Here is a 24,957-nt window from a genome sequence, read left to right on the forward strand (position 1 = left end):
GGGCATGCTTCGGGGAATCGTTGAACCGGAGTGCGCCGGTGGCCGATCCGCGGCGCGCGGGTCGGCCTGGCGGCGCGGGGATGCGGGGTCAGGCGGGCAGGCGGATCACGCTCGCATCCTTGCGGATCAGCAGCGACGACGCGAGCATCTGCTTGCACTGGTGCGCGAGCACCTTCAGGTCGTGCGTGAGCTCCGCGCCGACCGCGTCGGATTGCTCCGCGGACACGACCATCGCATCGAGATCGCGCGTGATCTGCTTCGACGCTTCGAGCTGATCGGCCGGCGGCGGCTCGCCGGCTTCCGCCTTCTCGAGATTGTCGAGCACGGCGGCGAGGCCGCGCTGCAATGCGTCGTCGTGCACCAGGCCGCCATCGGCCGCGCATGCGCTGCGGATCAGCGGCGCGGCGGCCGTGATCTGCGCGCCGAGCACGTGCGTCTGCACGAGCAGGTCGTTCAGTTCGGGCACGAAGCGCTGGTGCGCCTTCGGCTCGATCATCATTCGCTGGAATGCCTGCCCGAGGTTCGCGAACGCGATGTGCACGTCCTTGCGGGCGAGGCGGTAGCGGTAGTCGTCGTCGAGGCTGGTCACGGGCGCCTCGACCGCGGCGGCCACGCCCGCGACGACGGCCGCGCCGTCGGCGGCCGGCACCGGCGGCGGCGACATGCCGCGCCCCGCGCGCCACACGGCCTCGAAATACTTGCGCGTGGACGTCAGCATGTCGGTGACGAGCTTGCCCATCAGCCGGTATTCCCAGTACGGGAACAGCCGGCTCGCGGCGATCGCGATCATGCAGCCGACCACCGTGTCGATCGCGCGCTCGCCGATGATCCGCATGCTGCCCGGCGCGAGCAGGTGGAACATCAGCAGCACGTACGACGACGTGAACACGACGCTCGCCGCGTAGTTGAACAGCAGCAGGCTGTAGCTCATCACCATCGATCCGAACATGATCGCGATCAGCAGGTGCGGCTCCTTCACCGTGTAGATCAGCGCGATGCTCGCCGCGCAGCCGATCAGCGTGCCGATGATCCGCTGCGCGTTGCGCTGCTTGGTCAGCGAGTAGCCGGGCTTCAGGATGATGATGGTGGTCATCACGATCCAGTAGGCGTTCGTGAGCGGCAGCAGCCGGCCGATCCAGAAGCCGACCGCGACGGCGATCGTCACGCGCAGCGCATGGCGAAAGCTCGGCGAACGCATGTTCAGGTTCGAGAAAATCAGCAGCGGCGACATGCGGCGGCGCTGCAGGAAGCGCGTGAGCGCCTTGTCGATCTTCAGTTCGGTCTGCTGCGGATCGGCGTGGCCCGACAGGTTGCGGCGCATCCGGTCGATCAGGCGCGTCGCGCTCCAGATGCGCCGGAACGTCGCGAGCACGGCCGCATACGCTTCCGCGTTGGTGGCCGCGAAGTTCTTCTTGCGCATCAGCTCGATCTCGTACTCGATCGCGCGCAGTTCGGCCTTCACGCTGATGCGCGAATGCGGCGCGCGGTTTTCGAGCACCGCGAGGCCGATTTCCTCGAGATCGGCGGCGGCCTTGCGGATCAGGTCGCGGTAGAAAATGATCAGGTCCGTGCCGCCGAACGTGTTGCGCACCAGCGGGTAATCGGTGTGCGCGCCGACGAACAGCTCGTGCAGGTCGACGCTGTTGATGAACAGGTTGTACATCGTCGTGCGGCCGGGATCGAGCTTGCCGCGCCGCAGCTTCGGCAGGTTGCGCAGCACGATGTCGCGCGCGGTTTCCTGCGTTTCGACCGCGGTGATCTGCCGGGCGACGAGATTGCGGTAGCACTCGTCGAGATCGGCGTCGAGATCGTAGAACTGCGCGCGGGCGAGCAGGTAGTCGGCGCACGCGAACAGGCTTTCGGCCAGCGCCTGCTGCTCGATCCGGCGCGCCTGCCATTGCGACACGAGCGTGGCCCAGTACGTGTACCAGAGGCCGCCCGCGAGAATCCAGCCGGCGTTGACGAACGCCTGCAGCGGCGTGAACTTCTCCTCGAGCGTCATCACCATCATGAACAGCGTCGCGAAGCTGATCTGCGGCCAGCGGTTGCCGTAGACGACGATCAGCGACAGCACGAACGTAAGCGGCACGATCGTGAGCCACAGCGCGAAGATGTTCGGTGTCGCGAGGCCGGTGGCGAGCGCGGCCAGGAAGCCGATCACGCTGCACGCGAGCATTTCGTTGTGTTTGTACTTCAGCGGGCCCGGCATGTCGACGACGCATGCGCCGAGCGCGCCCGTCGAGATCGTGAAGCCGAGCTCCCGGTTGTGAAACACGATCAGGCACAACACGGCCGGCAGCGACACGCCGACCGCGATCCGCAGGCCGCCGAAAAAGTACTGGCTGTAGAAAAACTTTCTGATTTCGACCGAATAGCGCATCGATGGGCTGAATGGCAGACGAAGACGCCCGGGGGCGGCGTATTGACTGGCGACGAGTCTATCGTATTTCGCGGCTCGCAAAAGCTGGCTTTCCGGACGATGGTCGCGGCTGCAGCCCTTTGCTATCCTTGGTCATTGTGTTCGCCCGGCCCCGTCGGTGCGAGGTTCCGACGCCCGCCTCATGCTCCATCTCTTCTATTCGAACCGTCACGAAACGCTGGCCGACGCGCTGCTCGAGGATCTGGCCGCGTTCCCGGCCCGCAACGGCCCGTGGGCGCCGCAACAGGTCATCGTGCCGAGCGCGGCGCTGCGTCGCCGCCTCGAGCTCGACATCGCCGCGCGCAATGGCGTGTGCGCGAACGTCGAGTTCACCTATCTCGCGCAGTGGCTGTGGGCGCAGATCGGCCGCGTGCTGACGGTGCCCGCGCGCTCCCCGTTCGCGCCCGACCGGCTGGTGTGGCGCTGCTACCGGCTGTTCGCGCAGGCGGCCGATGGTGCGCCGTGGCTCGCATCGCCGCGGCTCGCCGCCTATCTGTCGGCGTCCGACGACGCGATGCGCTACGAGCTGGCCCATCGTGTCGCGGCCGTGCTCGATCACTACCTGACCTATCGCCCCGAATGGCTGGCCGCGTGGCAGGCCGGCGAGTCGGTGCTCGCGGGCGACGGCGCGCCGCGCGGGATCAGCGATGCCGCGCGCGACGACGAGCGCTGGCAGGCCGCGCTGTGGCGCGCGCTGCTCGCCGAGCTGAGCGACAGCGGCACGCCGCCGGCGCACCGCTTCCTCGTCGAAGCGCGCCATCTCGATGCCGATGCGGTTGCGCGCGCCGACTGGCCCGAATCGGTCAGCGTGTTCGCGCTGCCGACGATGCCGCCGCTGCACGTCGCGCTGTTGCGCGAACTGTCGCGCTGGATCGACGTGCGCGTCTATGCGCTGAACCCGTGCCGCGAATTCTGGTTCGACATCGTGACCGCCGCGCATGCCGAGGCGCTCGATGCGGCCGGGCGGCTCGACTATCAGGAAGTCGGTCATCCGCTGCTCGCCGAATGGGGCAGGCAGACACAGGCGCAATTGCACATGCTGCACGAGCTGACTGAAAGCGCGGCGTCGGGCGATGCGTCGCGGTTCGTCGAGAATCCCGCGCCCACCTGGCTCGCGCGCGTGCAGAACGCGATCCTCGAATTGCAGCCGGAGGCCGAAACCGGCGACACGCCGGTCGAGCGCGGGATCGAGGTGCATGTGTGCCACAGCCTCGCGCGCCAGCTCGAGGTGCTGCACGACCGGCTGCTCGCGTGGTTCGACGCCGATGCGAGCCTGCAGCCGTCCGACGTGCTCGTCGCGGTGGCCGATCTGGCCGCGGCCGGGCCGCTGATCGACGCGGTGTTCGGCACGGCCGGCGCCGGCGGCGCGCGGGTGCCTTACCGGATCACCGGCCTGCCGCCGTCGCAGGCGAACCCGGTCGCGCGCGTGCTGCTCGACTGGCTCGCATTGCCGGAGCGGCAGGTCGGCGCGCCGGAGCTGGTCGAATGGCTGCGCGTGGATGCGGTGGCCGCGCGCTACGACATCGATGCGGCCGCGCTCGAAACGGTGCAGACCTGGCTCGCGGCCGCCGGCGCACGGCGGGGGCTGTCGCCGCGCGCGAGCGACGACGCGGCCGTGCCCGCGCCGCGCCATACGTTCTCCGATGCGCTCGCGCGGCTCTTTCTCGGCTATGCGATGCCCGAAGGCGCGGCGCCGATCGGTGCGTGGTTGCCGATCGAGGCGGCCACGGGCAGCGAGGCCGAACTGCTCGGCCGGCTTGCACGGTTCACCGATGATCTCGACGGCTTCGCGCGGCGGCTCGAGGAGTCGCACACGCCGCGCGGCTGGAGCGAACTGTTTGCCGACACGCTCGCGCGCTTCTTCGATTCGGGCGCCGCGTATGCCGACGCGCTGGCCGGCGTGCGCGACGCGCTCGATGCGATGCTGGCCGCGATGACGGAGGGCGCGCCCGACGAGGCGTTGCCGGCGGCCGTCGTCCGCGCGGGGCTCGCCGCGGCGCTCGACGATCCGGCCCGCGGCGGGGTGCCGTGGGGCGGCGTCACGTTCTCGTCGCTGACGAGCTTGCGCGGGCTGCCGTATCGCGTCGTCTGCCTGCTCGGGATGGACGACGGCGTGCTGCCGAGTCTCGCGCGCGCGGACGAATTCGACCTGATGGCCGTGCTGCCGAAGCTGGGCGACCGGCAGCGCCGCGACGACGAGCGCAATCTGTTCCTCGACCTGCTGCTGGCTGCCCGCGACCGGTTGCTGATCGCCTATACGGGCCGCAGCATCCGCGACAACGCGCCGTTGCCGCCCGCGGCGCTCGTCGACGAGCTGCTCGATCATCTGGCGCTCGTCACGGCCGGGCCCGACGCCGCACCGGATGCGGTCGAAGCCGCGCGGCGCGCGTTCATCGTCGAGCATCCGCTGCAACCGTTCGCGGCCGCGTATTTCCAGCCGGGCAGCGAACTCGTTTCGTACGACGCCGAGCGGGCCACGCTCGCGTCGCTGCTGGCCGCCGAAGCATCGCGCGATGGGCCACGCGAGCAGCCGTTCTTCGCGCAGCCGCTGCCGGCCGAACCGGTCGAGCCCGTTGCGTTCAGCGAATTCGAACGTTTCTGGCGGCATCCGGCACGCGCATTGCTGCGCGGCCGGCTCGGCATCGTGCTGGCCGACGCGCAGGCCGAACTGCTCGATACCGAGCCGTTCGCGCTGGATTTTGCCGGCAGCGACGCGCTGGCCGAGCGTGTGCTGCCGCTGCTGATCGAAGCGGGCGACGGCGGCGTGTACGATCACGCGCTGCGCATCGCGGACGCGAGCCCCGAACTGCCCGGCGGCGCGACGGGCGCGGTGTGGCGCGACCAGGCGCTCGGTTCGATGACGCAGCTTGCGTCGAACGTGCGTCGTGCGCTGGCCGACGGCATCGAGCGGCGGCCGTTCTCGCTCACCGTCGTGCCGAAGTGGCCCGACGCCGAACAGGCGCTGTTCGGCGCCGACGACGCGATGCTGGCGGCCGACGCGGTGAGTGCGCCGCTTGAACTGCACGGCACGCTGAACCGGCTGACGCCGGCCGGGCAGGTCATCTATCGCTATGCGCGGCCGAGTGCGCGCGACTACCTGTCCGCGTGGCTCGCGCATCTCGTCTACTGTGCGATCGAGCCGGGCGGCCCGCGCCGCACGCTGTGGTTCGGCAGCGGCGGTGCGTTCGAGCTGACGCCCGTCGCGGCGCCGCTCGAGCGGCTCGCGCCGCTTGCCGCGCTGTTTCGCGCGGGGCGGCGCATGCCGCTGCGGTTTTTCCCGCGCAGTGCATGGGCGCGGGTGTCCGACGGCGAGGCGAAGGCCGCGAGCGTGTGGATCAACGAGCGGGTCGTGAGCGAAGCCGACGATCCGGCCATCGCGATCGCGTGGCGTGGCGCGCATCCGTCGCTCGACGAACCGTTCGGCACGCTCGCGCGGCTCGTGTTCGAGCCGCTCGTCGAGCATCTGAAGGAGGTCGCATGAGCGCCGTGTCGCAGCCGCAGGCGCTCGAACTCGACGTGTTCGCGTGTCCGCTCGACGGCGTCAATCAGATCGAGGCGTCGGCCGGCACCGGCAAGACCTGGAACATCTGCGCGCTGTATGTGCGCCTGCTGCTCGAAAAGGATCTCGGTGCCGACGAAATCCTTGTCGTGACCTTCACGAAAGCGGCGACGGCCGAACTGCACGAGCGGATTCGCGGCCGGCTCGCGCAGCTCGCGCATGCGCTCGATACGGGCGACGACGGCGGCGATCCGTTCATCGCGCGCCTGCTCGAGACCACGCTCGGCGACGGCGGCGCGCTCGATCCCGAGACGGCCGCGAAGCGAATCCGGCGCGCGCTGCGCGCGTTCGACCAGGCCGCGATCCATACGATCCACGCGTTCTGCCAGCGCGCGCTGCAGGAAGCGCCGTTCGCGGCGGCGATGCCGTTCGCGTTCGACATGGAGGCCGACGATGCGTCGCTGCGCTTCGAGCTCGCGGCGGATTTCTGGCGCACGCGTGTCGAACCGGCGGCCGCGCGCTGGCCGGGCTTCGCGACCTGGCTCGTCGAATCGGGGGCCGGCCCGGCCGCGCTCGATGCGCAGCTCGCACGCCGGCTGAAGAAGCCGCTCGCCGCGCTGCGCTGGGACGGCGTGGCCGAGCCGGACGAAGCGGCGGAAGCGGCCGCAGCCGAATGCTTCGCGGAGGCCGCGCGGATGTGGGCGGCCGAGCGTGACGCGATCGATGCGTTGCTGCGCGCCGCGCAGCCCGTGCTGAATCAACGCTCGCACAAGCCGGACGCGGTCGCTGACGCGCTCGCCGCGTGGACGGTGCATTTCGAGCAGGGCGACGCGACGGCCGCGCTGCCGAAGGCCGCGCTGAAGCTCACGCAAACCGCGCTGACGAAGGCGACCAAGAAAGGCGGCACGACGCCCGCGCACGCGTTCTTCGACGTGGCCGACGCGCTCGAAGCGGCCGTGGCCGCGGCCGAGGCCGCGCAGCGCGCCCGCTGGCTCGCGCTGATCGCCGAATGGCTCGACATGGCGCCGGCCGAGCTGGCCGAGCGCAAGCGCACGCGACGCGTCGTGTCGTTCGACGATCTGCTCGCGAACCTGTATCACGCACTGCACGCGCATCCGTGGCTTGCCGAGACGCTGCGCGCGCGCTATCCGGCCGCGCTGATCGACGAGTTCCAGGATACCGATCCGCTGCAGTTCGCGATCTTCGACCGGATCTTCGCGCCGGGCGGCCCGCTGTTCCTCGTCGGCGATCCGAAGCAGGCGATCTACAGTTTCCGCGCGGCCGATCTGCATACCTATCTCGCCGCGCGCGCACGGGCGAGCGCGTGCTACACGCTCGCGGTCAACCAGCGCTCGACGCCTGCGATCGTCGACGCGTGCAACCGCTTCTTCCTGTCGAATCCGCGCGCGTTCGTGCTCGACGGGCTCGACTACTACGCGGTGCGCGCCGGCACGCGCGTGCGCGCGCCGTTCGTCGACGAAACCGATCCGGGCCCGGCCGGCGATTTCCGGGTGTGGGCGCTGCCGGGCGGCGAAGGCACGCTGCTCAAGCGCGAAGTGCAGGCGCAGGCCGCGCAGGCTTGCGCGGCCGAGATCGCGCGGCTGATGCGCGGCGCACGCGAAGGGCGCGTGCGGTTGGGCGACACGCCGTTGTCGCCGGGCGATATCGCAGTGCTCGTGCAGACGCACCGGCAGGGTAGCCTCGTGAAGCGCGTGCTGGCGACGTGGGGCATCGGCAGCGTCGAGCTCGCGCAGGCGTCGGTGTTCTCGACCGGCGACGCCGAGCAGCTCGAACGCGTGCTGGCGGCGATCGATGCGCCGGGCGACCTGCGGCGTCTGCGCGCGGCGCTCGCCTCCGACTGGTTCGGCCTCGATGCCGGCGCGCTGTGGCGCATGGAGCAGGGCGACGGCGGCGCGCCACCCGGCGCGTCGGCGGCCGACAGTGCCGATGCGATGAGCTGGGTCGAGCGCTTCTCGCGGTATCGGTTGCTGTGGCGCGAACGCGGCTTCGCGGTGATGTGGCGCACGTTCACGCGCGAGCTGCGGATCGCCGAACGGCTGATGGCCGGCGCGGACGGCGAGCGCCGCGTGACCGACATCAACCATCTGGCCGAGTTGACGCAGGCGCGTGCGTCCGCGCAGCCCGGCATCGCACCGACGCTGCGCTGGCTCGCCGCGCAACGGCTCGACGGCGGCGGCGAGGAAGCGCAATTGCGGCTCGAATCCGATCGCAATCTCGTGCAGATCGTCACGGTGCACAAGTCGAAGGGGCTCGAGTACGCGATCGTATTCTGTCCGTTCCTGAACGACGGTGCGCTGCGTGAGCCGCCGTCGTCCGCGTTGCCCGATGCGCGCGAGTATCACGACGAGGCGGGCGATGCGGTGCTGCATTATGGGTGCGATGACGAAGCGGCCGCGCACGCGGCGCGGCAGGCATTGCGCGAGCAGGCCGCGGAACGCGCACGGCTCGTCTACGTCGCGCTCACGCGCGCCGTGTATCGCTGCTATGTCGTCGCCGGGCCGTACCTGTCGTCGCGCTCGACGCGCGAAGCGCGGCGCAGCGTGCTCAACTGGCTCGTCGCCGGTGCCGGCCATGCGTTCGACGCGTGGCTCGACGAGCCGCCCGACGAAGCCGCGCTCGAGGCGGCATGGCGCGCGCTCGCCGGCGGCTCCGTGTGCGTCGCGCCGCTTCCCGTGCCGGCGCGCCGCGAGCGTGTCGCGGCCGGGCACGACGCATCGCAGACGCTCGCCGCGCGTCATGCGACGCGCGTGCTGCGCGATGCGTGGCGGATGGCGAGCTTCAGTTCGTTGACCGCATCGATGGCGCGCGAGGAGGCGGGCGTCGCGGCCGTGCCCGACGACGAACTGCGGCCCGATCACGATGCGCTGGCCGCGGTGACGCCGGACGGCGAACTGATATTGGCCGATACGGTCGCGGCCGAGCCGCCGGATGACGACATCCTCGTGTTCCCGCGCGGCGCGGCGGCCGGCGAATGCCTGCACCGCCTGTTCGAGCTCAGCCGGTTCACGGAGCCCGAGTCGTGGCACAAGGCCGCGCTCGGCGCGCTGCACGACCGGCCGGTCGAGGCCGAGCCGGCGCTTGCCGCGCGCCTGCCGGCGATGATGGCGCGGCTCGTCGACGACGTCGTGCATACCGAGCTGGTGCCGGGCATGCGGCTCGTCGATCTCGATCCGGCGAAGCGGCTCGACGAAATGGGTTTCCTGTTTCCGGCGCCGTCGCTCGACCTGATGGCGCTGCGCCGGCTGCTGGTCGCGCACGGCTATCCGGACGTTGCACTGGAGGCGGGCACGCTCGCCGGTTTCATCAAGGGTTTCATCGACATGATCGTCGAACACGACGGCCGTTTCTGGATCGTCGACTGGAAGTCGAACCACCTCGGCACGACGCCGGACGCCTATGGCCCCCGCGCGCTCGACATTGCGATGGCCGATCACGCGTATCACCTGCAGGCGCTGCTCTATACGGTCGCGCTGCATCGCTACCTGCGCGGCCGGCTGCCCGATTACGACTACGACACGCACATCGCGGGTTACCTGTACCTGTTCGTGCGCGGCGTGCGGCCCGGCTGGCGCAGCGGCGGCGAACCGGCGGGCGTGCATGCGCGGCGGCCCGCCCGCGGGCTGGTCGACGCACTCGACCGGATGATGGAAGGGGGCCGCGCATGACCGCATCCGACGACATGCTCGAATTTACCGGCGGCCTCGTCGCGCGGTTGCCCGAGCCGGCCGATTTCGGCATCGCGCTCGCGGAAGGCTTCGCGCGCCGCATCGGCGATCTCGCGCGGCGTGCCGGTGCGCCGTCCGCATCGGCACGCTGGGCGGCGCGCGCCGCGTTCGCGACGAGCCGCGCGACCGCCGGTGGCCACGTGTGCGTCGCGCTTGCTGCGCTCGCGCAGCGTTACGAAGCGCCGCTCGACGAGGTCCGCGCGGCGCTTGCCGCGAGCGGCGTGGTCGCGTTCGGCACACTGGCACGCGGCGACGAACGGCCGCTGATCGTCGACCGGCACGATCATCTGTACCTGTCGCGCTATTTCGATTACGAACGGCGGCTCGCCGATGCGCTCGTCGCGCAGGCGGGCGTCGCCGCGCCGGACGAAGGCCTGTCGCCCGACCGGTTGCGCGACAGTCTCGCCCGTTACTTCGGGCCGGCTACCGGCGAAGTCGACTGGCAGCGCGTCGCGGCGATCGTCGCGCTGACCGGCCGCGTGACGATCGTCAGCGGCGGGCCGGGCACGGGCAAGACGACGACCGTCGTCGGCGTGCTCGCCTGTCTGCTCGACGCGCATCCGGGGCTGCGCATCGCGCTGGCCGCACCGACCGGCAAGGCCGCGCAGCGGATGCAGGAGGCGCTGCACGCGCGTGCGGGCGATCTACCGCCCGAGCTCGCGGCGCGCCTGCCCGACACGTCGTACACGCTGCATCGGTTGCTGGGTGGCGGCGGGGCGGCCGGCTTCCGGCATCATCGCGACAATCCGTTGCCGTACGACCTGATCGTCGTCGACGAGGCGTCGATGATCGACGTCGCGCTCGCCGCGCATCTGCTCGACGCGCTCGCGCCGGGTGCGCGGCTCGTATTGCTGGGCGACAAGGACCAACTGGCCGCGGTCGAGGCCGGCGCCGTATTCGCGGAGCTGAGCGCGCGGCCGGCGTTCACCGCCACGGCGCGCACGCGCATCGCGCAGGCGCTGGGCGTCGACGAGGCGGCGTTCGTCGCCGCGTTGCCGGTGCCGGACGAAGCGGCGCCGGCAGCGGCTCCCGTTGCGAATCCGGTGCCCGCTGCCGCACGGGCACCGGCGCCGCCATCGGCATCCGCTCCTGTTTCGCGCAGATCGGCATCTCGGTCGAAAATCGATACGCGGCAGGCATCGCTGTTCGACGACGAACCGCAGGACGATGAAGTGTCGTCGACCGACATCGCGCCGCCGCCACCCACCGAGTCGGCACCGCTCCTCGATGCCGGCGCATCGGACGATACGCCCGCCTGGATCGAGGCCGACGAACTCGCGTGGCTCGACGCCGTCGAGCTGCCGCCGTTCGATGCGGGCGACGCGGCGCTCGCATCGGTGACTGCTGCATCGCCGTCGGCAGGCGAAGCCGCCGCGGCTGCCGCGTCCGCCATCACGCCCGCTGCGGCGCCGCTCGCGGACTGCGTCGTGTGGCTCGAACGCAATTACCGCTTCGGGCTCGATTCGCCGATCGGACGGCTGTCGCTCGCGATCCGCCGCGGCGACGTGCAGGCGGCGCTCGATGCGCTGCCCGCCGACGATTCGGCGGCCGCATCGTTTCACGACGATGCGGGCGACACGCTGGCGTCGTCGACGGTCGAGCGGCTCGCCCGGCGCTTCGGCGCATACCTCGACGCATTGCGCGACGCGCTGGCCGCACCGGTGCCCGATCCGTTGCCGCTGTTCGACGCGCTCAACCGGTTCCGGATCCTGTGCGCGACCCGCAGCGGTTCACGCGGCGCGGAGCACGTCAATGCGCTGGTGGCCGCGCACGTCAGGCATGCGGCGCGCGTGCCGCTCGCGGTCGGTGCGCACTGGTTCACCGGGCGGCCGATCATGGTCACGCGCAACGACTATGCGCTCGGGCTGTTCAACGGCGACATCGGCATTGCATTGCCCGACGCACACGGTGTGCTGCGCGTGTGGTTCCGGCGCGCGGACGGCACCGCGCGCGCGGTGTCGCCGGCCGCGCTGCCGCCGCACGAAACGGCGTTCGCGCTGACGGTGCACAAGTCGCAGGGCTCGGAATTCGACGAAGCGGCGCTCGTGTTGCCCGCGTCGTTCGGCCGGGTGCTCACGCGCGAGCTGGTCTATACGGCCGTCACGCGCGCCCGCACGCGCGTGCAGGTAATCGGGCCGCGGCGCGTGCTGGCGCAGGCGGTCGCGACGCGCACGCAGCGCGATTCGGGGCTCGCGGCCCGCGTCGACGAGGCGCTCGCCCGGCGCCGCACGGAGGCTTCGCGATGATGATCCGCTACACGCTCGATCCGGCCGAGGTCGAATGGACGGCCGTGCGCGCGCAGGGCGCGGGCGGCCAGAACGTGAACAAGGTATCGAGCGCGATTCACCTGCGCTTCGACATTCGCGCGTCGTCGCTGCCGCCGGTCCTCAAGGAGCGGTTGCTCGCGCTGTCGGACCAGCGCATCACGCGCGATGGCATCGTCGTGATCAAGTCGCAGGAATACCGGACCCAGGAGAAAAACCGCGAGGCCGCGCTGGCCCGGCTCGATACGCTGATCGGCAGCGTCGCGTACACGCCGCGCGCCCGGGTCGCCACGCGGCCGACGCGCGCGTCGAAGGAGCGGCGGCTCGAGCACAAGTCACGCCGCAGCGTGGTGAAGTCGGGACGCGGGAAGGTGATCGACTGACGAGCGAGGGGCCAGTGCCAGTCGCCGGCGACCCTGCGACGCGCGCGCTAAGTGCGCCGGCTAGCGCATCACGGTTCCCGCGCTGTCGAGCACGAAATCGACGCAGAACACGACGAGCCGGCTCTGCGCGCGGATCGCGACGGCGGCCGTATAGCAGTCGCGGCCTTCCGTCAGCGAGAAGTGCGGGCCCATCAGCGCGACGCGTCCCGGCGCGGCGATCGCACGCTGGAAATACGGGCGCCGCGACCAGTTGCTGTGGGTTTCCGGGAACAGCGGCGCGAGACGGGTGACGCTCGCCTGGCTGTCGTCGAGCGGGGCGCCGATCGACGGCAGGAACTGTTCGCCGGTCTCGTCCGTGACGAACACGCGGCGCGCGGCCGGCACCGCGAACACGCGTTGCGCGGCGTCGTGCAGGTTGCCGCTTGCCGAAAACGCGGCTGCGCCGCCGAGCACCAGCCGTTCGATCGCGTCGAAGCCGGGCTGTTCGGCGACCGCCGGCGTGTGCCGGCGCGCGATGAAGCGTCGCCACGCGGCGTCGAGCATCGCGGGCGCCGCCGCGCTCGCGTGCGCGATCGACGCATCGGGCTGGCCGAACTGGAAACCCTGCACGAAATCGATGTCGGCTTCCATCAGCGCCTGCAGTGCGTCGTCGCTTTCGACGCCTTCGGCCAGCACCATCGCGCCGGCCTGGTGCAGCATCGACACGAGGTGATGCATGATGCGGCGATCGTCGGCCGAGCCGGTCGAACGCTCGACCAGCGAGCGGTCGAGCTTCACGATGTCGGGCCGTGCGCGCCACACGCGGTCGAAGTTCGAGAAGCCGGTGCCGAAGTCGTCGATCGCGATCAGGAAATCGCGATGCTGGATCATGTCGATCGTGCGGGCGAGCGCGGCTTCGTCGCGCGCCGGCTGCTCGACCACTTCCAGTACGATGCGATTCGGCGGCAGCGCGAAATGCCGGCATAGCGCTTCGACGAACTCGCGCTGCACGAGGCCCGTATCGAGCACGCGCGGCGTCACGTTCAGGAACAGCCAGCCGTCGCCGATGCCTTGCGCGACGAAGTTGGCCGTGTGCAGGCAGCGCGCGAGCCGGTCGAGCAGCAGCGCGTCGGCGTCGCCGCGCGTCTTGTCGAACAGCGCGGTGGGCGACACCAGCGTGCCGTTCCCGTCGACGACGCGCAGCAGCGCCTCGTAGCCGACGACGCGCTTGTGCGTGATCGAGAGCACGGGCTGGAACACGCTGCGCAAGGTCGTGGTGCGATAGGTGGCGAGCCAGCCCTGGGGTGTCGGCGTGAGGCGTTCGAGCAGGGCGTCGAGCGACAGGTCGCGGGTGGACTTCATGTCAACGGTGCCCGGGAGCGGGCGGCGGGGCGGCGGCGCATCGCCACGCCGATGCAGCCGCATGCGCAGGCGGACGCAAAAGAACGTGGGGCATCGAGACCGCCTTCTGCGGATGAGTTTTCCGAGTGTAACGGGATTGCCGCGGCGCGCGTATCAGGGTAACTCCAGACGCAAACGGTACACCGCGATTCCGGCACGTGCCCGGCGGTGCAGCGAGGGGCGCCGCGTGCATGCGCGCGGTGCATGACCGTCGCGAAACGAAGCGCGCCGCCGCGGCAGATGACAATCGCGCGACAGGGCGTCGGCATGACCGTGCGTCGCCGCGGCGCGACGCGCAGGCTGATGCGGGAAATCCCGGCGGTGGCCGCCGCCGTCAGACGAATGGGGCGAATGTCCGCGCGTCACGATGCGATTCGCAGCCCGTCGGCACACCCGCGTCGCTTCGCCGCCGGCATTACCGCGTGACGGGCGGCCGGCGGCAGTTCGTGCGCCCGGCGCGCCGATCGTCAGGCCGCTTCGCCGCCGCGCGGGCGCACGCCGGGGATCCGCTTGATCACGCCGGTTGCGAGCGCGGTGCCGACGAGCACGATCGCACAGCCTTCGATCATCACGGCCGACACGTGTTCGCCGAGGAACAGCGCCCCCCACAGCAGCCCGAACACGGGGATCACGAACGTCACGGTAATCGCGCGGGCCGGCCCGATATGCGCGATCAGGTAGAAGAAGATGAAATACGCGATGCCCGTGCACGCGACGCCGAGGGCGAGCACCGCGCCCCATGCGTGCACGCCGACCGGCGCGGCCGGCCACGTCGCGATCGCGAACGGCAGCAGCAGGATGGTCGAGCCGATCATGCTGCCGGCCGCGTTGACGAGCGGATCGACGCCGCTGAGCTTGCGTTTCGTATAGTTGGCCGCGATGCCGTACAGCAGCGTCGCGCCGAGGGCGGCCGCGGCGGCGAGCGCGGTCGCGCCGGCGCCCGTGTCGCCGTGCGCATTCGCGATCTGGTTCCACACGAGCGTGAGCACGCCCGCAAACCCGATGACGAGACCGAGCGCGCGCGGCAGCGACAGCTTGTCCTTCAGCCACAGGTAGGCGACGAGCGCGCCCCACAGCGGCGTGGTCGCATTGATCACCGACGTGACGCCAGCCGACAGCGTCAGCTCGGCGAACGCAAACAGGCAGAACGGGATGCCGGAATTCAGCGCGCCGACGACAAACAGCGGCCACGCATGGCGGCGCAACCGGGCGCCGAGATCGGCCGGTTTGAAGCGCGTCAGCGCGGAGCCCGCGAGAAACAGCGCGCCGATACCCACGCGCAGTGCCATCAGTGGCGCGACGCCGAAATCGACCACGCCGATCCGGATGAACAGGAAGGAGGCGCCCCACAGGGCGGCGAGCACGGTCAGCAGGAAAGCGTTCTTGGGCGACATCGATCGGCGGGGGCGGGGACGGGATGCGAGGAATCTTACACCGCGTTACCGCATCGTCGTTTCACGATCGGATGAAACAACAAGAAACGGGAATGTCGCCGCTTCCCGGGGGGGCCGGATAGCCGGCCGCGCGTGGCGCGGCCGATCAGATCAGTGATGACGCCAGCCGCCGCGTCCGCCGAAACCGAAATTGAGCGACAGCGCCGGCCCCCAATAACCGCCCCATGCAGGCGCATACGCTGGCGCCGGATAGTAATAGGCGGGGGCCGGATCGACATACACGGGCGCGGGCTGGACCGGCACCGGCGCCGCCGTGTAATAGCCGCCCGGATAGTAGCCGTAGGGGTAGTAGCAGCCGGCAAGCGTCGTGCAGGCAAGCGCCGCGGCGACGAAGGTCCTGTCATGATGTGTCTCCGGCGGAAGCCGGCCATCGGCAGATGCTTCAAGCTTAGGCCGAGTCCCGATGACACGGTATGAAAAACGGTAACCGATCATTTCCGGGCAGAGCGGCAGCGCCTGTTGCGGCACACATACGAAAACGGCGCTTCCGCACCGCGGAAACGCCGTTGAACCGACCGGCCTGCAGGTGGGCGACGCCCAACCGGCCGGTGTCGCGCTCGTTACTTGCCGACCTGGTTACCGATGATGCCGCCGGCCGCCGCGCCGCCCAGCGTCGACAGCGCGTTGCCGCCGATCGCCGCGCCGGCGACGCCGCCGACACCCGCACCGATTGCCGTATCGCGCTGGCGTCGCGACATCGAATCGCAAGCCGACAGGCTGGCCACGGTCGCGACGAGCAGCGCGCATACCCCAAAACGCCGAATCGAGTTCATGATCGTTGTCCTTGTGGTAGTGAACGGAAGGCGCACGACCGGCTGGCGGCCGCGCATGTCCCCAATCTACGCGCCGTCCCATGACGCTGCTGTAAGGACTTGTTAAGGCTCGCGCGGTTTCGTAATCAATTGTTTCGCACGGCCCCGCAGGCACACGGCATGCGCAAACGACATGCGCAAAAAAGCCCGCTCGAAAGCGGGCTCCGTGCATCGCGATGCAAGCCGGTGCGGCTCGCCGCGCGCGCTTACTGACGGTGGTAGATCTCGGCGCCGGTCTTCACGAACTCGACCGCCTTGACCTCCATCCCCTTCTTCAGCGCTTCGGTTTCCGACACGCCTTGCTGCGCCGCGAATTCGCGCACGTCCTGCGTGATCTTCATCGAGCAGAAATGCGGGCCGCACATCGAGCAGAAGTGCGCGACCTTGGCCGAGTCCTTCGGCAGCGTCTCGTCGTGGAATTCGCGCGCCTTGTCCGGGTCGAGACCGATGTTGAACTGGTCTTCCCAGCGGAACTCGAAGCGCGCCTTCGACAGCGCGTTGTCGCGCACCTGCGCGCCCGGGTGACCCTTCGCGAGGTCGGCGGCGTGCGCGGCGAGCTTGTACGTGATGATGCCTTCCTTCACGTCGTCCTTGTTCGGCAGGCCGAGGTGTTCCTTCGGCGTCACGTAGCACAGCATCGCGGTGCCGAACCAGCCGATCATCGCGGCGCCGATGCCGGACGTGATGTGGTCGTAACCCGGCGCGATGTCGGTGGTGAGCGGCCCGAGCGTGTAGAACGGCGCTTCCTTGCACCAGTCGAGCTGGAGATCCATGTTCTCCTTGATCAACTGCATCGGCACATGGCCGGGGCCTTCGATCATCACCTGCACGTCGTGCTTCCACGCGATCTGCGTGAGTTCGCCGAGCGTCTTCAGTTCGCCGAGCTGCGCTTCGTCGTTCGCGTCGTAGATCGAGCCGGGACGCAGGCCGTCGCCGAGCGAGAAGCTCACGTCGTACGCCTTCATGATCTCGCAGATCTCTTCGAAGTGTTCGTACAGGAAGCTTTCCTTGTGATGCGCGAGACACCACTTCGCCATGATCGAGCCGCCGCGCGACACGATGCCCGTCATCCGGTTCGCGGTGAGCGGCACGTACTGCAGGCGCACGCCCGCATGGATCGTGAAGTAGTCGACGCCTTGCTCGGCCTGCTCGATCAGCGTGTCGCGGAAGATTTCCCAGGTGAGATCTTCGGCCTTGCCGTTGACCTTTTCGAGCGCCTGGTAGATCGGCACCGTGCCGATCGGCACCGGGCTGTTGCGGATGATCCACTCGCGCGTTTCATGGATGTGCTTGCCGGTCGACAGGTCCATCACCGTGTCGCCGCCCCAGCGGATCGCCCACGTCATCTTGTCGACTTCCTCGCCGATCGACGACGTGACGGCCGAGTTGCCGATGTTCGCGTTGATCTTCACGAGGAAGTTGCGGCCGATGATCATCGGCTCGGATTCCGGGTGGTTGATGTTCGCCGGGATGATCGCGCGGCCGCGCGCGACTTCGTCGCGCACGAATTCCGGCGTGATCTCGGCCAGCGCGTTCGCGCCGAAGGCCGCGGCGCCGAACGCCTGGCCCGGATGCTGGCGGCCCATCATCGCGGCGAGCTTCGCGCCGTTCGGGCCGCTCGACTTCAGGCTCTCGATGTACTCGGCGCGGCGCTGGTTCTCGCGGATCGCGATGTATTCCATTTCCGGCGTGATGATGCCCTGGCGCGCATAGTGCATCTGCGTGACGTTCTTGCCGGCCTGCGCGCGGCGCGGGTTGCGGTGCAGGCCCGGGAAACGCAGCTCGGCCGTGGCCGGATCGGCCGCGCGCTCGAGGCCGTACTGGCTCGACAGGCCGGGGAGCACTTCGGTGTCGCCGCGCGCTTCGATCCAGCGCTGGCGCAGCGCCGGCAGGCCCGCGCGGATGTCGATCTTCGCGTCCGGATCGGTGTACGGGCCCGACGTGTCGTACACGTAGATCGGCGGATTCTTCTCGCCGCCGAAGCCGGTCGGCGTGTCGGCCTGCGTGATTTCGCGCATCGGCACGCGGATGTCGGGTTGCGAACCGGTCACATACACCTTGCGCGAATTGGGCAGCGGCGCGACAGCAGCGGCATCGACGTGGGCGTCGGCGGACAGAAACTTCGGATTGGCGTTCATGCAATCTCCTGATGTGGGGCGCTAGCTAAGCAGGAGACGAGATTCGTGAGGCGGCGGGTTTCGTCAGAGGGATGGCGGCGAAATCCGTACGCTTCCCTGCGCTGGCATTATCCAGATCAGGTTCAAAGGGTATTTCTCACCCGCAATGCCGGTTGTTTGACCGAACGCATTGCAGGACCCCCGCGTTAGCAAGGGCACACGATACACCGGCTTGGCGGCGGTTTCAACCGGGTGCGGCGCGGATGCCGCCGGGCGATGGCCCGCTCGTGGCCGCCGCCGTGCGCACGGTGCGCCGCAGCAAGCGTTGCCGTCGACCCGCCACGCGGCCCCGGACACAAGCGGCGCGCAGTGCAGCATTTCCTTCCCTTATTCCCGGCTTCGAAAAAATTTTCGCAAGCGCTGTCATTTCCGGCCGCGTGCTCCGTCTATTCGACTCCTAAACCCATGTATCGGAGAGATGTCATGAAAAACGTATTCGTCGCCGCCTGTGTCGCCGCACTCGCCACGATTGCCACGGGGGCCTACGCGCAGAACGATGCGATGTCGAAGGACGGCATGTCGATGTCGAAGGACGCGATGGGCCACGACGCGATGGCGAAGGACGGCGCGATGAAGAAGGACGGCATGAAGAAGCATGCGATGAAGAAGGATGCGATGGGCCACGACGCGATGAAGAAGGGCGACGCGATGAAGAAGGACGCGATGAGCCCGTCGAACTGACGAATGCGGGCGGGGCGCGGCCGCCCGGTTACCGGCGCGCGTCGCGTCCCGCTGCATCATCCCGGGAGTCTTCATCATGCAAACGGTTCCTGTCACGGATCGCGCGGGCGCGCCGCCGCCCGCACCGACGATCCATCCGCGCTGGGTGCGCGCGAGCCATTGGCTCAACGCGCTCGCGGCGGTCCTGATGGCGTTGTCCGGCTGGCGGATCTACGACGCGTCGCCGATCTATCCGTCGTTCACGTTCGCGCACGGCATCACGCTGGGCGGCTGGCTCGGCGGCGCGCTGCAATGGCATTTCGCGGCGATGTGGCTGCTGGTCGGCAACGGGCTGTTCTATCTCGCGATGTCGATCGCGACCGGGCGCTTCGCGCGCAAGTTGCTGCCCGTGACGCCCGCGTCGGTGTGGCGCGACGTACGCGCCGCGCTCGGCGGACGGCTGTCGCACGACGACCTGAGCGTCTACAACGCAGTGCAGCGTGCCGCATACCTGACCGCGATCGTCGATCTCGTCGTGCTGGTGCTGTCGGGGCTCACGATCTGGAAGTCCGTGCAGTTCCCGCTGTTGCGCGAATTGTTCGGCGGTTACGACAACGCGCGCATCGTGCACTTCTGGGCGATGGCGCTGCTGGTCGCATTCGTGGTCGTCCACGTCGCGATGGCGTTGCTGGTGCCGCGCTCGCTGCTCGCGATGCTGCGCGGCCGCTGACCCGCGCGTCGCGGGCGAAGGAAATCATCATGTCGGAATCCGAAAAAAACCGGAGCGCGCCGCGCTGGACGCTCGATCGGCAATCGCTCGAAATCGACGTGCGCCGCACGCTCGAGATGCCGTCGCGACGCCTCTTCAACCGGCGCGTGCTGACGCTCGGCGGCCTCGCGATGCTGACCGGCTGCACGCTGCAGGACGACGCGTCGGTCAACACGTTCCTCGAGAAAGTGTCGCGCATGAACGATCGCGTGCAGGCGTGGCTGTTCAATCCCGACCGGCTCGCGCCGACCTATGCCGAAGCCGATATCACACGACCGTTTCCGTTCAACGCGTACTACGGGATCGACGACGTGCCGCACGTCGACGAATCGACGTATCGGCTTGTGCTGTCCGGCCGTGTAACGGGCAAGCGCGTGTGGACGCTCGACGAGCTTCGCGCGCTGCCGCACGCGGAACAGATCACGCGGCACATCTGCGTGGAAGGGTGGAGTGCGATCGGCCGCTGGGGCGGCACGCCGTTCGGCGCATTCCTCGCGCGCGCCGGCGCCGACACGCGGGCGAAATACGTCGGCTTCAAGTGCGCGGACGACTACTACGAAAGCATCGACATGCCGACCGCGCTGCATCCGCAGACGCTGCTCGCGTTCGATTACGACGGCCGTCGGCTGCCGCCGGAATACGGGTTTCCGATGAAGCTGCGGATGCCGACCAAGCTCGGCTACAAGAACCCGAAGCACATCATGGAAATCTTCGTGACCGATACGTTCCCGGGCGGCTACTGGGTCGATCAGGGCTACAACTGGTTCGGCGGATCGTGAGCGGTGCGCGCGGCGTGCACCGCGTGCGTATGCGTCACGCGGAATCGCGCACCTGCAGATCGACGCGCAGGCCGACTGCCGAGGCCATGTTCACGAGCGCGTCGAGCCCGAACAGGTTGATCTTGCCGCGCATCAGGTCGGAGACGCGCGGCTGCGTAACGCCCAGCTGCTTCGCGGCCTCGGCCTGACTCAGTTCGAGCCGCGCGATGCGCTGCTTGAGCGCGATCATCAGTTCGGAGCGCAGCTTCATGTTCGCGGCTTCCGCCGGCTCGCGCTCGATTGCGTCCCAGACGTTCGCGTAACGTTCATCGGTCATCGTTTCAACTCCATCATCAGCGTCCGATAGCGGCGGGCGGCGAGGTCGATATCGGTCTTGTTCGTGCGCGTCGATTGCTTGCGCAAGCAGTGCAGGACGTAGACGGCCTCGGTGAAAGTCGCGACGTAGACGATCCGGAATGCGCCGCTTGCATCGCGCAGGCGAATTTCCCGCACGCCGACGCCGATCGTGCGCATCGGTTTCCAGTCGTCGGGTGCGAGGCCGCGCTGCACCTGATCGATCGGGTGGCCGGCTTCGCGTCGCGCAGGCAACGGAAAGCCGCGGAGATCGGCCAGCGCGCTGCCGACGAAAACGACGGGCTTCGGCGGAAGAATGTCTGGACTATACAAAGTTTTGTATGGTCTGTGCAGGTGTCGGAAAGAAGCCGCGGGCGCCACCAGGGGCGCGCGCCGTCCGTCACGATAGGCGCGTCACGACGCGCCGACGCACAAACTGGTCGTCAGGCCGATGCTGGATCAAGGGGGGCGAATGGCGGCGCCGGCGCTCCGCGCCTTGCGTATCCGGCCCCGGATTTCGCCGCACCGCCGCGCGAAAAATGTCGCGCCGAAACATCAGTCGATAGGCTTTCAGACAGGTCCGACGATGCTTTCGAATCCTTGATGCCATAATGCCGAGCGTGTGCAGCCGACGCGGGTGCGCACGTTTTTTTTGCCCGTTTTTGTCCCTTTGCCGCCGCTTGCCGGTTCTCTTTCGTCGCCGTTCGCACTGCCATGTCGTTCCGCACGTTCGCTCTGCCTTCCCGGTCCCGCGTGGACCGTTTGCCGGCATCGCCGGCGTCTTTCAGCGGAGCACGCGGCGTGACGTGCGGGCAGGTGGCTCGATGACGCCGCTCGACCGCCTCCTCGATTTCCTTGCCCGCTTTTCGTTCCGGATCCGCCTGCCGCAAAGCCGCGGCGGCCGCGTGGCGCTCGCGCTCGTCTTCATCTATTTCGTCTGGGGCTCGACCTACAGCGGGCTGCATTTCGCGCTGCAGTCGTTCCCGCCGCTGCTGCTGTCGGGGCTGCGCAACCTGCTCGGCGGGATCGGCCTGTTCATCTTCGCGCTGCGGCGCAAGCCCGAATGGCCGACGCTGCTGGAAATCCGCAACTCGGCGATCGTCGGCACGATGCTCGTCGCGCTGTCGTCCGGCACGATCGCGCTCGGCATGCGCACGGTCAGCAGCGGTTCGGCCGCGGTGATGGTGGCCACGGTGCCGCTGTTCGCGACCGTGATCGCGGCGGTGGCGGGGCGGCCGGTGACGAAGGGCGAATGGGCGGCCGTCGCGCTCGGGATGGTCGGCATCGTCGTGCTGAATTCGGGCGGCGCGGCCGCCGCGAATTCGGCGCTCGGCACGATCTGCGTGCTGGCCGGCGCACTGTTCTGGGCGGGCGGCGCGCATCTCGCGACGCGCCTCAAGCTGCCGTCCGACCTGTTCCTGTCGACGTCGCTGCAGATCGGCCTCGGCGGGCTGATGTCGACGATCGTCGCGTGGCTGCTCGGCGAACGCGTCGAGCAACTGGCCGTCGGGCCCGTGTTCGCGTTCGCGTACCTGATGGTGTTCTGCACGATGGCCGCGTACGTCGCGTACGGCTACCTGATCCGCCACACGAGCCCGATCATCGCGAGCAGCTGCATGTACGTGAACCCGATCGTCGCGGTCGCGCTCGGCGCGCTGCTGCTGGGCGAGCCGGTGACGATGGCGACCGTGGTCGCGACCGTCGCGATCCTCGGCAGCGTCGGGTTGTCGTTCGTGTTCGATCCGGCGCGCCGGCCCGCGGCGGCGGCGACCAGTTCGCCGGCCGTGGCGGCCGAGCAGGCGCCGACGGCGGACGCTTCGCCCGTCGTCGAGCCGATCGCCGCGCCGGAGGCGGCGCCGATCCTCGCGCCTTCCGCTGTTCCGCTCGCGGTGCCGACGCCCGCAGCGGTGATGGATCCCGCCGCGGTGATCGATCCGGCCCCGGCGTTCGCGCCGCCGCCCGCCGCCGTCGAGCCGGCCGCGTCGCGCACCGACGCGTGACGCCGCCGTGGCCGGTCGCGCTCAGCCGCGCCGGCCGCCGCGATGGTGGAACCAGCCGGCGAGCGCCGTAAACAGCAGGCCGGCCGCGCACATGCCGGTCCAGCCGAACGCGCGCCATGCGGCGACGCCGGCCGACGAGCCGAGCGCGCCGCCGATGAAATAGCACACCATGTACACCGTGTTGACGCGGCTGCGCGCCTCGGGCTTCAGCGCATAGATGCGCGACTGGTTCGAGATCTGCGCGGCCTGTACGCCCACGTCCAGCACGATCACGCCGATCACGAGCCCGACGAGGCTCGATCCCGACAGCGCGAAGATCACGAACGACAGCGCGAGCAGCGCGATCGCGAGCGAGATGATCGCGCGCGGGCCGCGCCGGTCCGCGAAGCGGCCCGCATACGGCGCGGCGAGCGCGCCCGCGGCGCCGACGATCCCGAACAGGCCGGCCGCCTGCGGGCCGAGATGGAACGGCGCGCCGGCGAGCAGCAGCGTGAGCACCGGCCAGAACGCGCTGAACGCCGCGAACAGCGCGGCGCCCGTCAGCGACGCCTCGCGCAGCCCGCGCAGTTCGACGGCCAGATGCCACATCGAGCCGAGCAGCTTGCCGTACGACAGCGTCGACGTCGGCGAACTGCGCGGCAGCCGCAGCACGATCACGACGGCGAGTGCGACGAGCGCCGCGACCGACGCGGCGAACACCGCGCGCCAGCCGAAATACTCGGCGACGAAGCCGGCGGCGGTACGCGCGAGCAGGATGCCGAGCAGCAGGCCGCTCATCACGGTGCCGACCGCGTGGCCGCGTTCGGCCGGCGGCGCGATTTCGGCGGCGAACGGCACGGCCTGCTGCGCGATGGTCGCGAGGATGCCGATCGCGAGGCTGGCGACCGCGAGCACGGCCAGCGACGGCGCGGCGGCCGCCACGATCAGCGCGATCGAGAGCCCGGCGATCTGCAGCAGGATCAGCCCGCGGCGATCGAAACGGTCGCCGAGCGGCGCGAGCAGGAACATGCCGGCCGCGTAACCCAGCTGCGTCGCGGTCGGTACCGCGCCGATCCACGATGCGCCGTCCGGAAAGGCCGAACGGAAGCTGTCGAGCAGCGGCTGGTTGTAGTAGATGTTCGCGACCGACACGCCCGCGATCGTCGCGAGCAGCAACAGCAGGCTGCGCGAGTAGTGGGGCGAGGCGGCGTCGGTCGGACGGTCGGTGGAGGAAGTGGACATGGCGGCAGGCACGGAGTTGGGCGGCCCGGCAGGCGGCGCACGCATCAGGTGCGCCGGCGAGCCGGGCGCCGGTCGAGGCTGCCGATCATACCGGAGCGACGTGAATCCTGCCGGCGGCAGCCGGCGCGACGGGCCAGCTACCGCCCGTCACGGCACGCGCCGCGCGTCCCGTGGTCAGTCGACCAGCTCGCCCGTCGGCTCGTAGAACGGATACGGCCCCGCGCCTTCGTCCACATAGACGTGATGCGACGTCATTCCCGTATCGGGTGCATGGTGGTGGACCGCGAACGCCGGCGGTTCGAGCCGGAACGCGGATGGCCCATCGGCCCGCAGGTCGAAGGCGACCTGGTGCGCGGGCGACGGCACCGCGGACGCGAGCGTGCCGCCGAAGCGCGTGAACATCGTGCGGTGCACGTGACCGCACAGTACGCGCTCGACGTTCGGATGACCGCGCAGCAGCGCGTCGAGTTTCGCGGCGGCGGCGGGCGCGAGACGCAGCTTGTCCATGTGGCCGATGCCCGACACGAACGGCGGGTGATGCAGCGCGACGATCACCGGCCGCTCGCGTGCGGCGTCGAGCTGTGCGGCAAGCCACGCGAGCCGTGCGTCGCACAGGTCGCCATGGCTCGCGCCCGGCACCTGCGAATCGAGCGCGAGCACGCGCACCGCGCCGACGTCGAGCGCGTATTGCACGAATTCGCCGTCCTGCAACTCGGCGCGATCGGCGAACGCGCGGCGCAATCCGGCGCGGTCGTCGTGATTGCCGATCATCAGGTAGTACGGGATCTTGAGCGCCGCGAGCAGCCCGCGCAGGTTGCCGTATTCGTCGTCATGGCCGAAGTCGGTCAGGTCGCCGGTGACGAGCACGGCGTCGGGCCGCGGCACGAGCGCATTCAGCTTCGCGATGCAGCGCGCGAGCGCGGCCGCCGTGTCGACGCGCCGGTACGCGAGCTGGCCCGGACGCTTGATGTGGAGATCGCTGATTTGAGCAAGCAGCATCGTCGTTCCTCGGAATCGTCTGGTTGTTGTCGCGGCGGTGTGCGCCGCCGTGGGGTGCTGCA

At 69.5% G+C, this 24,957-nt stretch carries 19 protein-coding genes and 1 riboswitch; of the genes, 9 read left to right on the forward strand and 10 right to left on the reverse strand.

Annotation, left to right across the window (positions count from 1 at the left end; all coding sequences use genetic code 11):
- Positions 1-88: 88 nt before the first annotated feature.
- Positions 89-2,380 carry an FUSC family protein gene (locus tag H0X91_RS15185; protein WP_006493074.1) on the reverse strand — a complete coding sequence of 764 codons (2,292 nt, stop codon included), beginning with the start codon at positions 2,378-2,380 and terminating at the stop codon, positions 89-91.
- Between the two features lie 181 nt (positions 2,381-2,561).
- Here H0X91_RS15185 and recC point away from each other — a divergent pair, with 181 nt between their 5' ends.
- The 4 genes from recC to arfB are packed head-to-tail and all read left to right on the forward strand — an operon-like array spanning position 2,562 to position 12,311.
- On the forward strand, positions 2,562-5,900 hold the full coding sequence (recC, locus tag H0X91_RS15190; protein WP_080331438.1) for an exodeoxyribonuclease V subunit gamma: 3,339 nt from the start codon (positions 2,562-2,564) through the stop codon (positions 5,898-5,900).
- Entirely contained in the window at positions 5,897-9,604 is a 3,708-nt protein-coding gene (gene recB / locus H0X91_RS15195; protein ID WP_196433120.1) for an exodeoxyribonuclease V subunit beta, read from the forward strand. The genes recC and recB overlap by 4 nt, the downstream gene beginning before the upstream one ends.
- Positions 9,601-11,910, forward strand: coding sequence for an AAA family ATPase (locus H0X91_RS15200; RefSeq protein ID WP_196433121.1), 2,310 nt, complete (start codon positions 9,601-9,603; stop codon positions 11,908-11,910). Before recB ends, H0X91_RS15200 begins: the two co-directional genes overlap by 4 nt.
- Complete coding sequence (gene arfB, locus H0X91_RS15205) at positions 11,907-12,311, forward strand: alternative ribosome rescue aminoacyl-tRNA hydrolase ArfB (RefSeq protein WP_006483724.1); 405 nt, start codon at positions 11,907-11,909, stop codon at positions 12,309-12,311. The genes H0X91_RS15200 and arfB overlap by 4 nt, the downstream gene beginning before the upstream one ends.
- A 60-nt stretch (positions 12,312-12,371) precedes the next feature.
- On the opposite strand, the gene H0X91_RS15210 is transcribed toward arfB, so the two are convergent.
- Positions 12,372-13,652, reverse strand: a complete 1,281-nt coding sequence (locus tag H0X91_RS15210) for a sensor domain-containing phosphodiesterase (RefSeq protein ID WP_006483719.1) — start codon at positions 13,650-13,652, stop codon at positions 12,372-12,374.
- 243 nt (positions 13,653-13,895) lie between these two features.
- On the opposite strand from H0X91_RS15210, the gene H0X91_RS15215 reads away from it, so the two are divergent.
- Positions 13,896-14,117, forward strand: a complete 222-nt coding sequence (locus H0X91_RS15215) for a hypothetical protein (protein WP_062910868.1) — start codon at positions 13,896-13,898, stop codon at positions 14,115-14,117.
- 41 nt (positions 14,118-14,158) lie between these two features.
- Here H0X91_RS15215 and H0X91_RS15220 read toward each other — a convergent pair whose 3' ends face one another.
- The 4 genes from H0X91_RS15220 to thiC form a co-directional block, all read right to left on the reverse strand.
- Positions 14,159-15,085, reverse strand: coding sequence for a DMT family transporter (locus tag H0X91_RS15220; protein ID WP_062910867.1), 927 nt, complete (start codon positions 15,083-15,085; stop codon positions 14,159-14,161).
- 150 nt (positions 15,086-15,235) lie between these two features.
- Positions 15,236-15,550 carry a hypothetical protein gene (locus tag H0X91_RS15225; protein ID WP_442859779.1) on the reverse strand — a complete coding sequence of 105 codons (315 nt, stop codon included), beginning with the start codon at positions 15,548-15,550 and terminating at the stop codon, positions 15,236-15,238.
- Between the two features lie 155 nt (positions 15,551-15,705).
- A complete protein-coding gene (locus tag H0X91_RS15230) occupies positions 15,706-15,918 on the reverse strand; it encodes a glycine zipper 2TM domain-containing protein (protein WP_011545020.1) in 213 nt (70 codons plus the stop codon).
- 245 nt (positions 15,919-16,163) lie between these two features.
- Positions 16,164-18,095, reverse strand: coding sequence for a phosphomethylpyrimidine synthase ThiC (thiC, locus tag H0X91_RS15235; protein ID WP_006483722.1), 1,932 nt, complete (start codon positions 18,093-18,095; stop codon positions 16,164-16,166).
- 75 nt (positions 18,096-18,170) lie between these two features.
- Positions 18,171-18,287: riboswitch (TPP riboswitch) on the reverse strand.
- A gap of 270 nt (positions 18,288-18,557) precedes the next feature.
- On the opposite strand from thiC, the gene H0X91_RS15240 reads away from it, so the two are divergent.
- From H0X91_RS15240 to H0X91_RS15250, 3 genes are all read left to right on the forward strand, one after another.
- Positions 18,558-18,815: a pentapeptide MXKDX repeat protein gene (locus tag H0X91_RS15240; protein WP_006483713.1), complete on the forward strand. Its 258-nt coding sequence runs from the start codon at positions 18,558-18,560 to the stop codon at positions 18,813-18,815.
- A gap of 76 nt (positions 18,816-18,891) precedes the next feature.
- Positions 18,892-19,524, forward strand: coding sequence for a cytochrome b/b6 domain-containing protein (locus tag H0X91_RS15245; RefSeq protein ID WP_062910866.1), 633 nt, complete (start codon positions 18,892-18,894; stop codon positions 19,522-19,524).
- A gap of 29 nt (positions 19,525-19,553) precedes the next feature.
- Positions 19,554-20,342 (forward strand): molybdopterin-dependent oxidoreductase, encoded by a 789-nt coding sequence (locus tag H0X91_RS15250; protein ID WP_062910865.1) that lies wholly within the window; start codon positions 19,554-19,556, stop codon positions 20,340-20,342.
- A 34-nt stretch (positions 20,343-20,376) separates the two neighbouring features.
- Here H0X91_RS15250 and H0X91_RS15255 read toward each other — a convergent pair whose 3' ends face one another.
- Together H0X91_RS15255 and H0X91_RS15260 are read right to left on the reverse strand one after the other, a co-directional pair.
- On the reverse strand, positions 20,377-20,658 hold the full coding sequence (locus H0X91_RS15255) for a helix-turn-helix domain-containing protein (protein ID WP_006483720.1): 282 nt from the start codon (positions 20,656-20,658) through the stop codon (positions 20,377-20,379).
- The gene (locus H0X91_RS15260) at positions 20,655-21,008 is read right to left on the reverse strand and encodes a type II toxin-antitoxin system RelE/ParE family toxin (RefSeq protein ID WP_062910863.1); all 354 of its coding nucleotides are present in this window, start codon (positions 21,006-21,008) and stop codon (positions 20,655-20,657) included. The genes H0X91_RS15255 and H0X91_RS15260 overlap by 4 nt, the downstream gene beginning before the upstream one ends.
- 491 nt (positions 21,009-21,499) lie before the next feature.
- Between H0X91_RS15260 and H0X91_RS15265 the strand changes: the two genes are divergently transcribed.
- The gene (locus H0X91_RS15265; protein ID WP_048989211.1) at positions 21,500-22,675 is read left to right on the forward strand and encodes an EamA family transporter; all 1,176 of its coding nucleotides are present in this window, start codon (positions 21,500-21,502) and stop codon (positions 22,673-22,675) included.
- Positions 22,676-22,696: 21 nt separating this feature from the next.
- Here H0X91_RS15265 and H0X91_RS15270 read toward each other — a convergent pair whose 3' ends face one another.
- Complete coding sequence (locus H0X91_RS15270) at positions 22,697-23,896, reverse strand: MFS transporter (RefSeq protein ID WP_012492453.1); 1,200 nt, start codon at positions 23,894-23,896, stop codon at positions 22,697-22,699.
- Between the two features lie 174 nt (positions 23,897-24,070).
- Entirely contained in the window at positions 24,071-24,895 is an 825-nt protein-coding gene (locus H0X91_RS15275) for a phosphodiesterase (protein ID WP_062910862.1), read from the reverse strand.
- Between the last annotated feature and the right edge of the window lie 62 nt (positions 24,896-24,957).

It is taken from the genome of Burkholderia sp. 9777_1386 (assembly GCF_015712265.1).
GTDB classification, from domain to species: Bacteria; Pseudomonadota; Gammaproteobacteria; order Burkholderiales; family Burkholderiaceae; genus Burkholderia; species Burkholderia cenocepacia.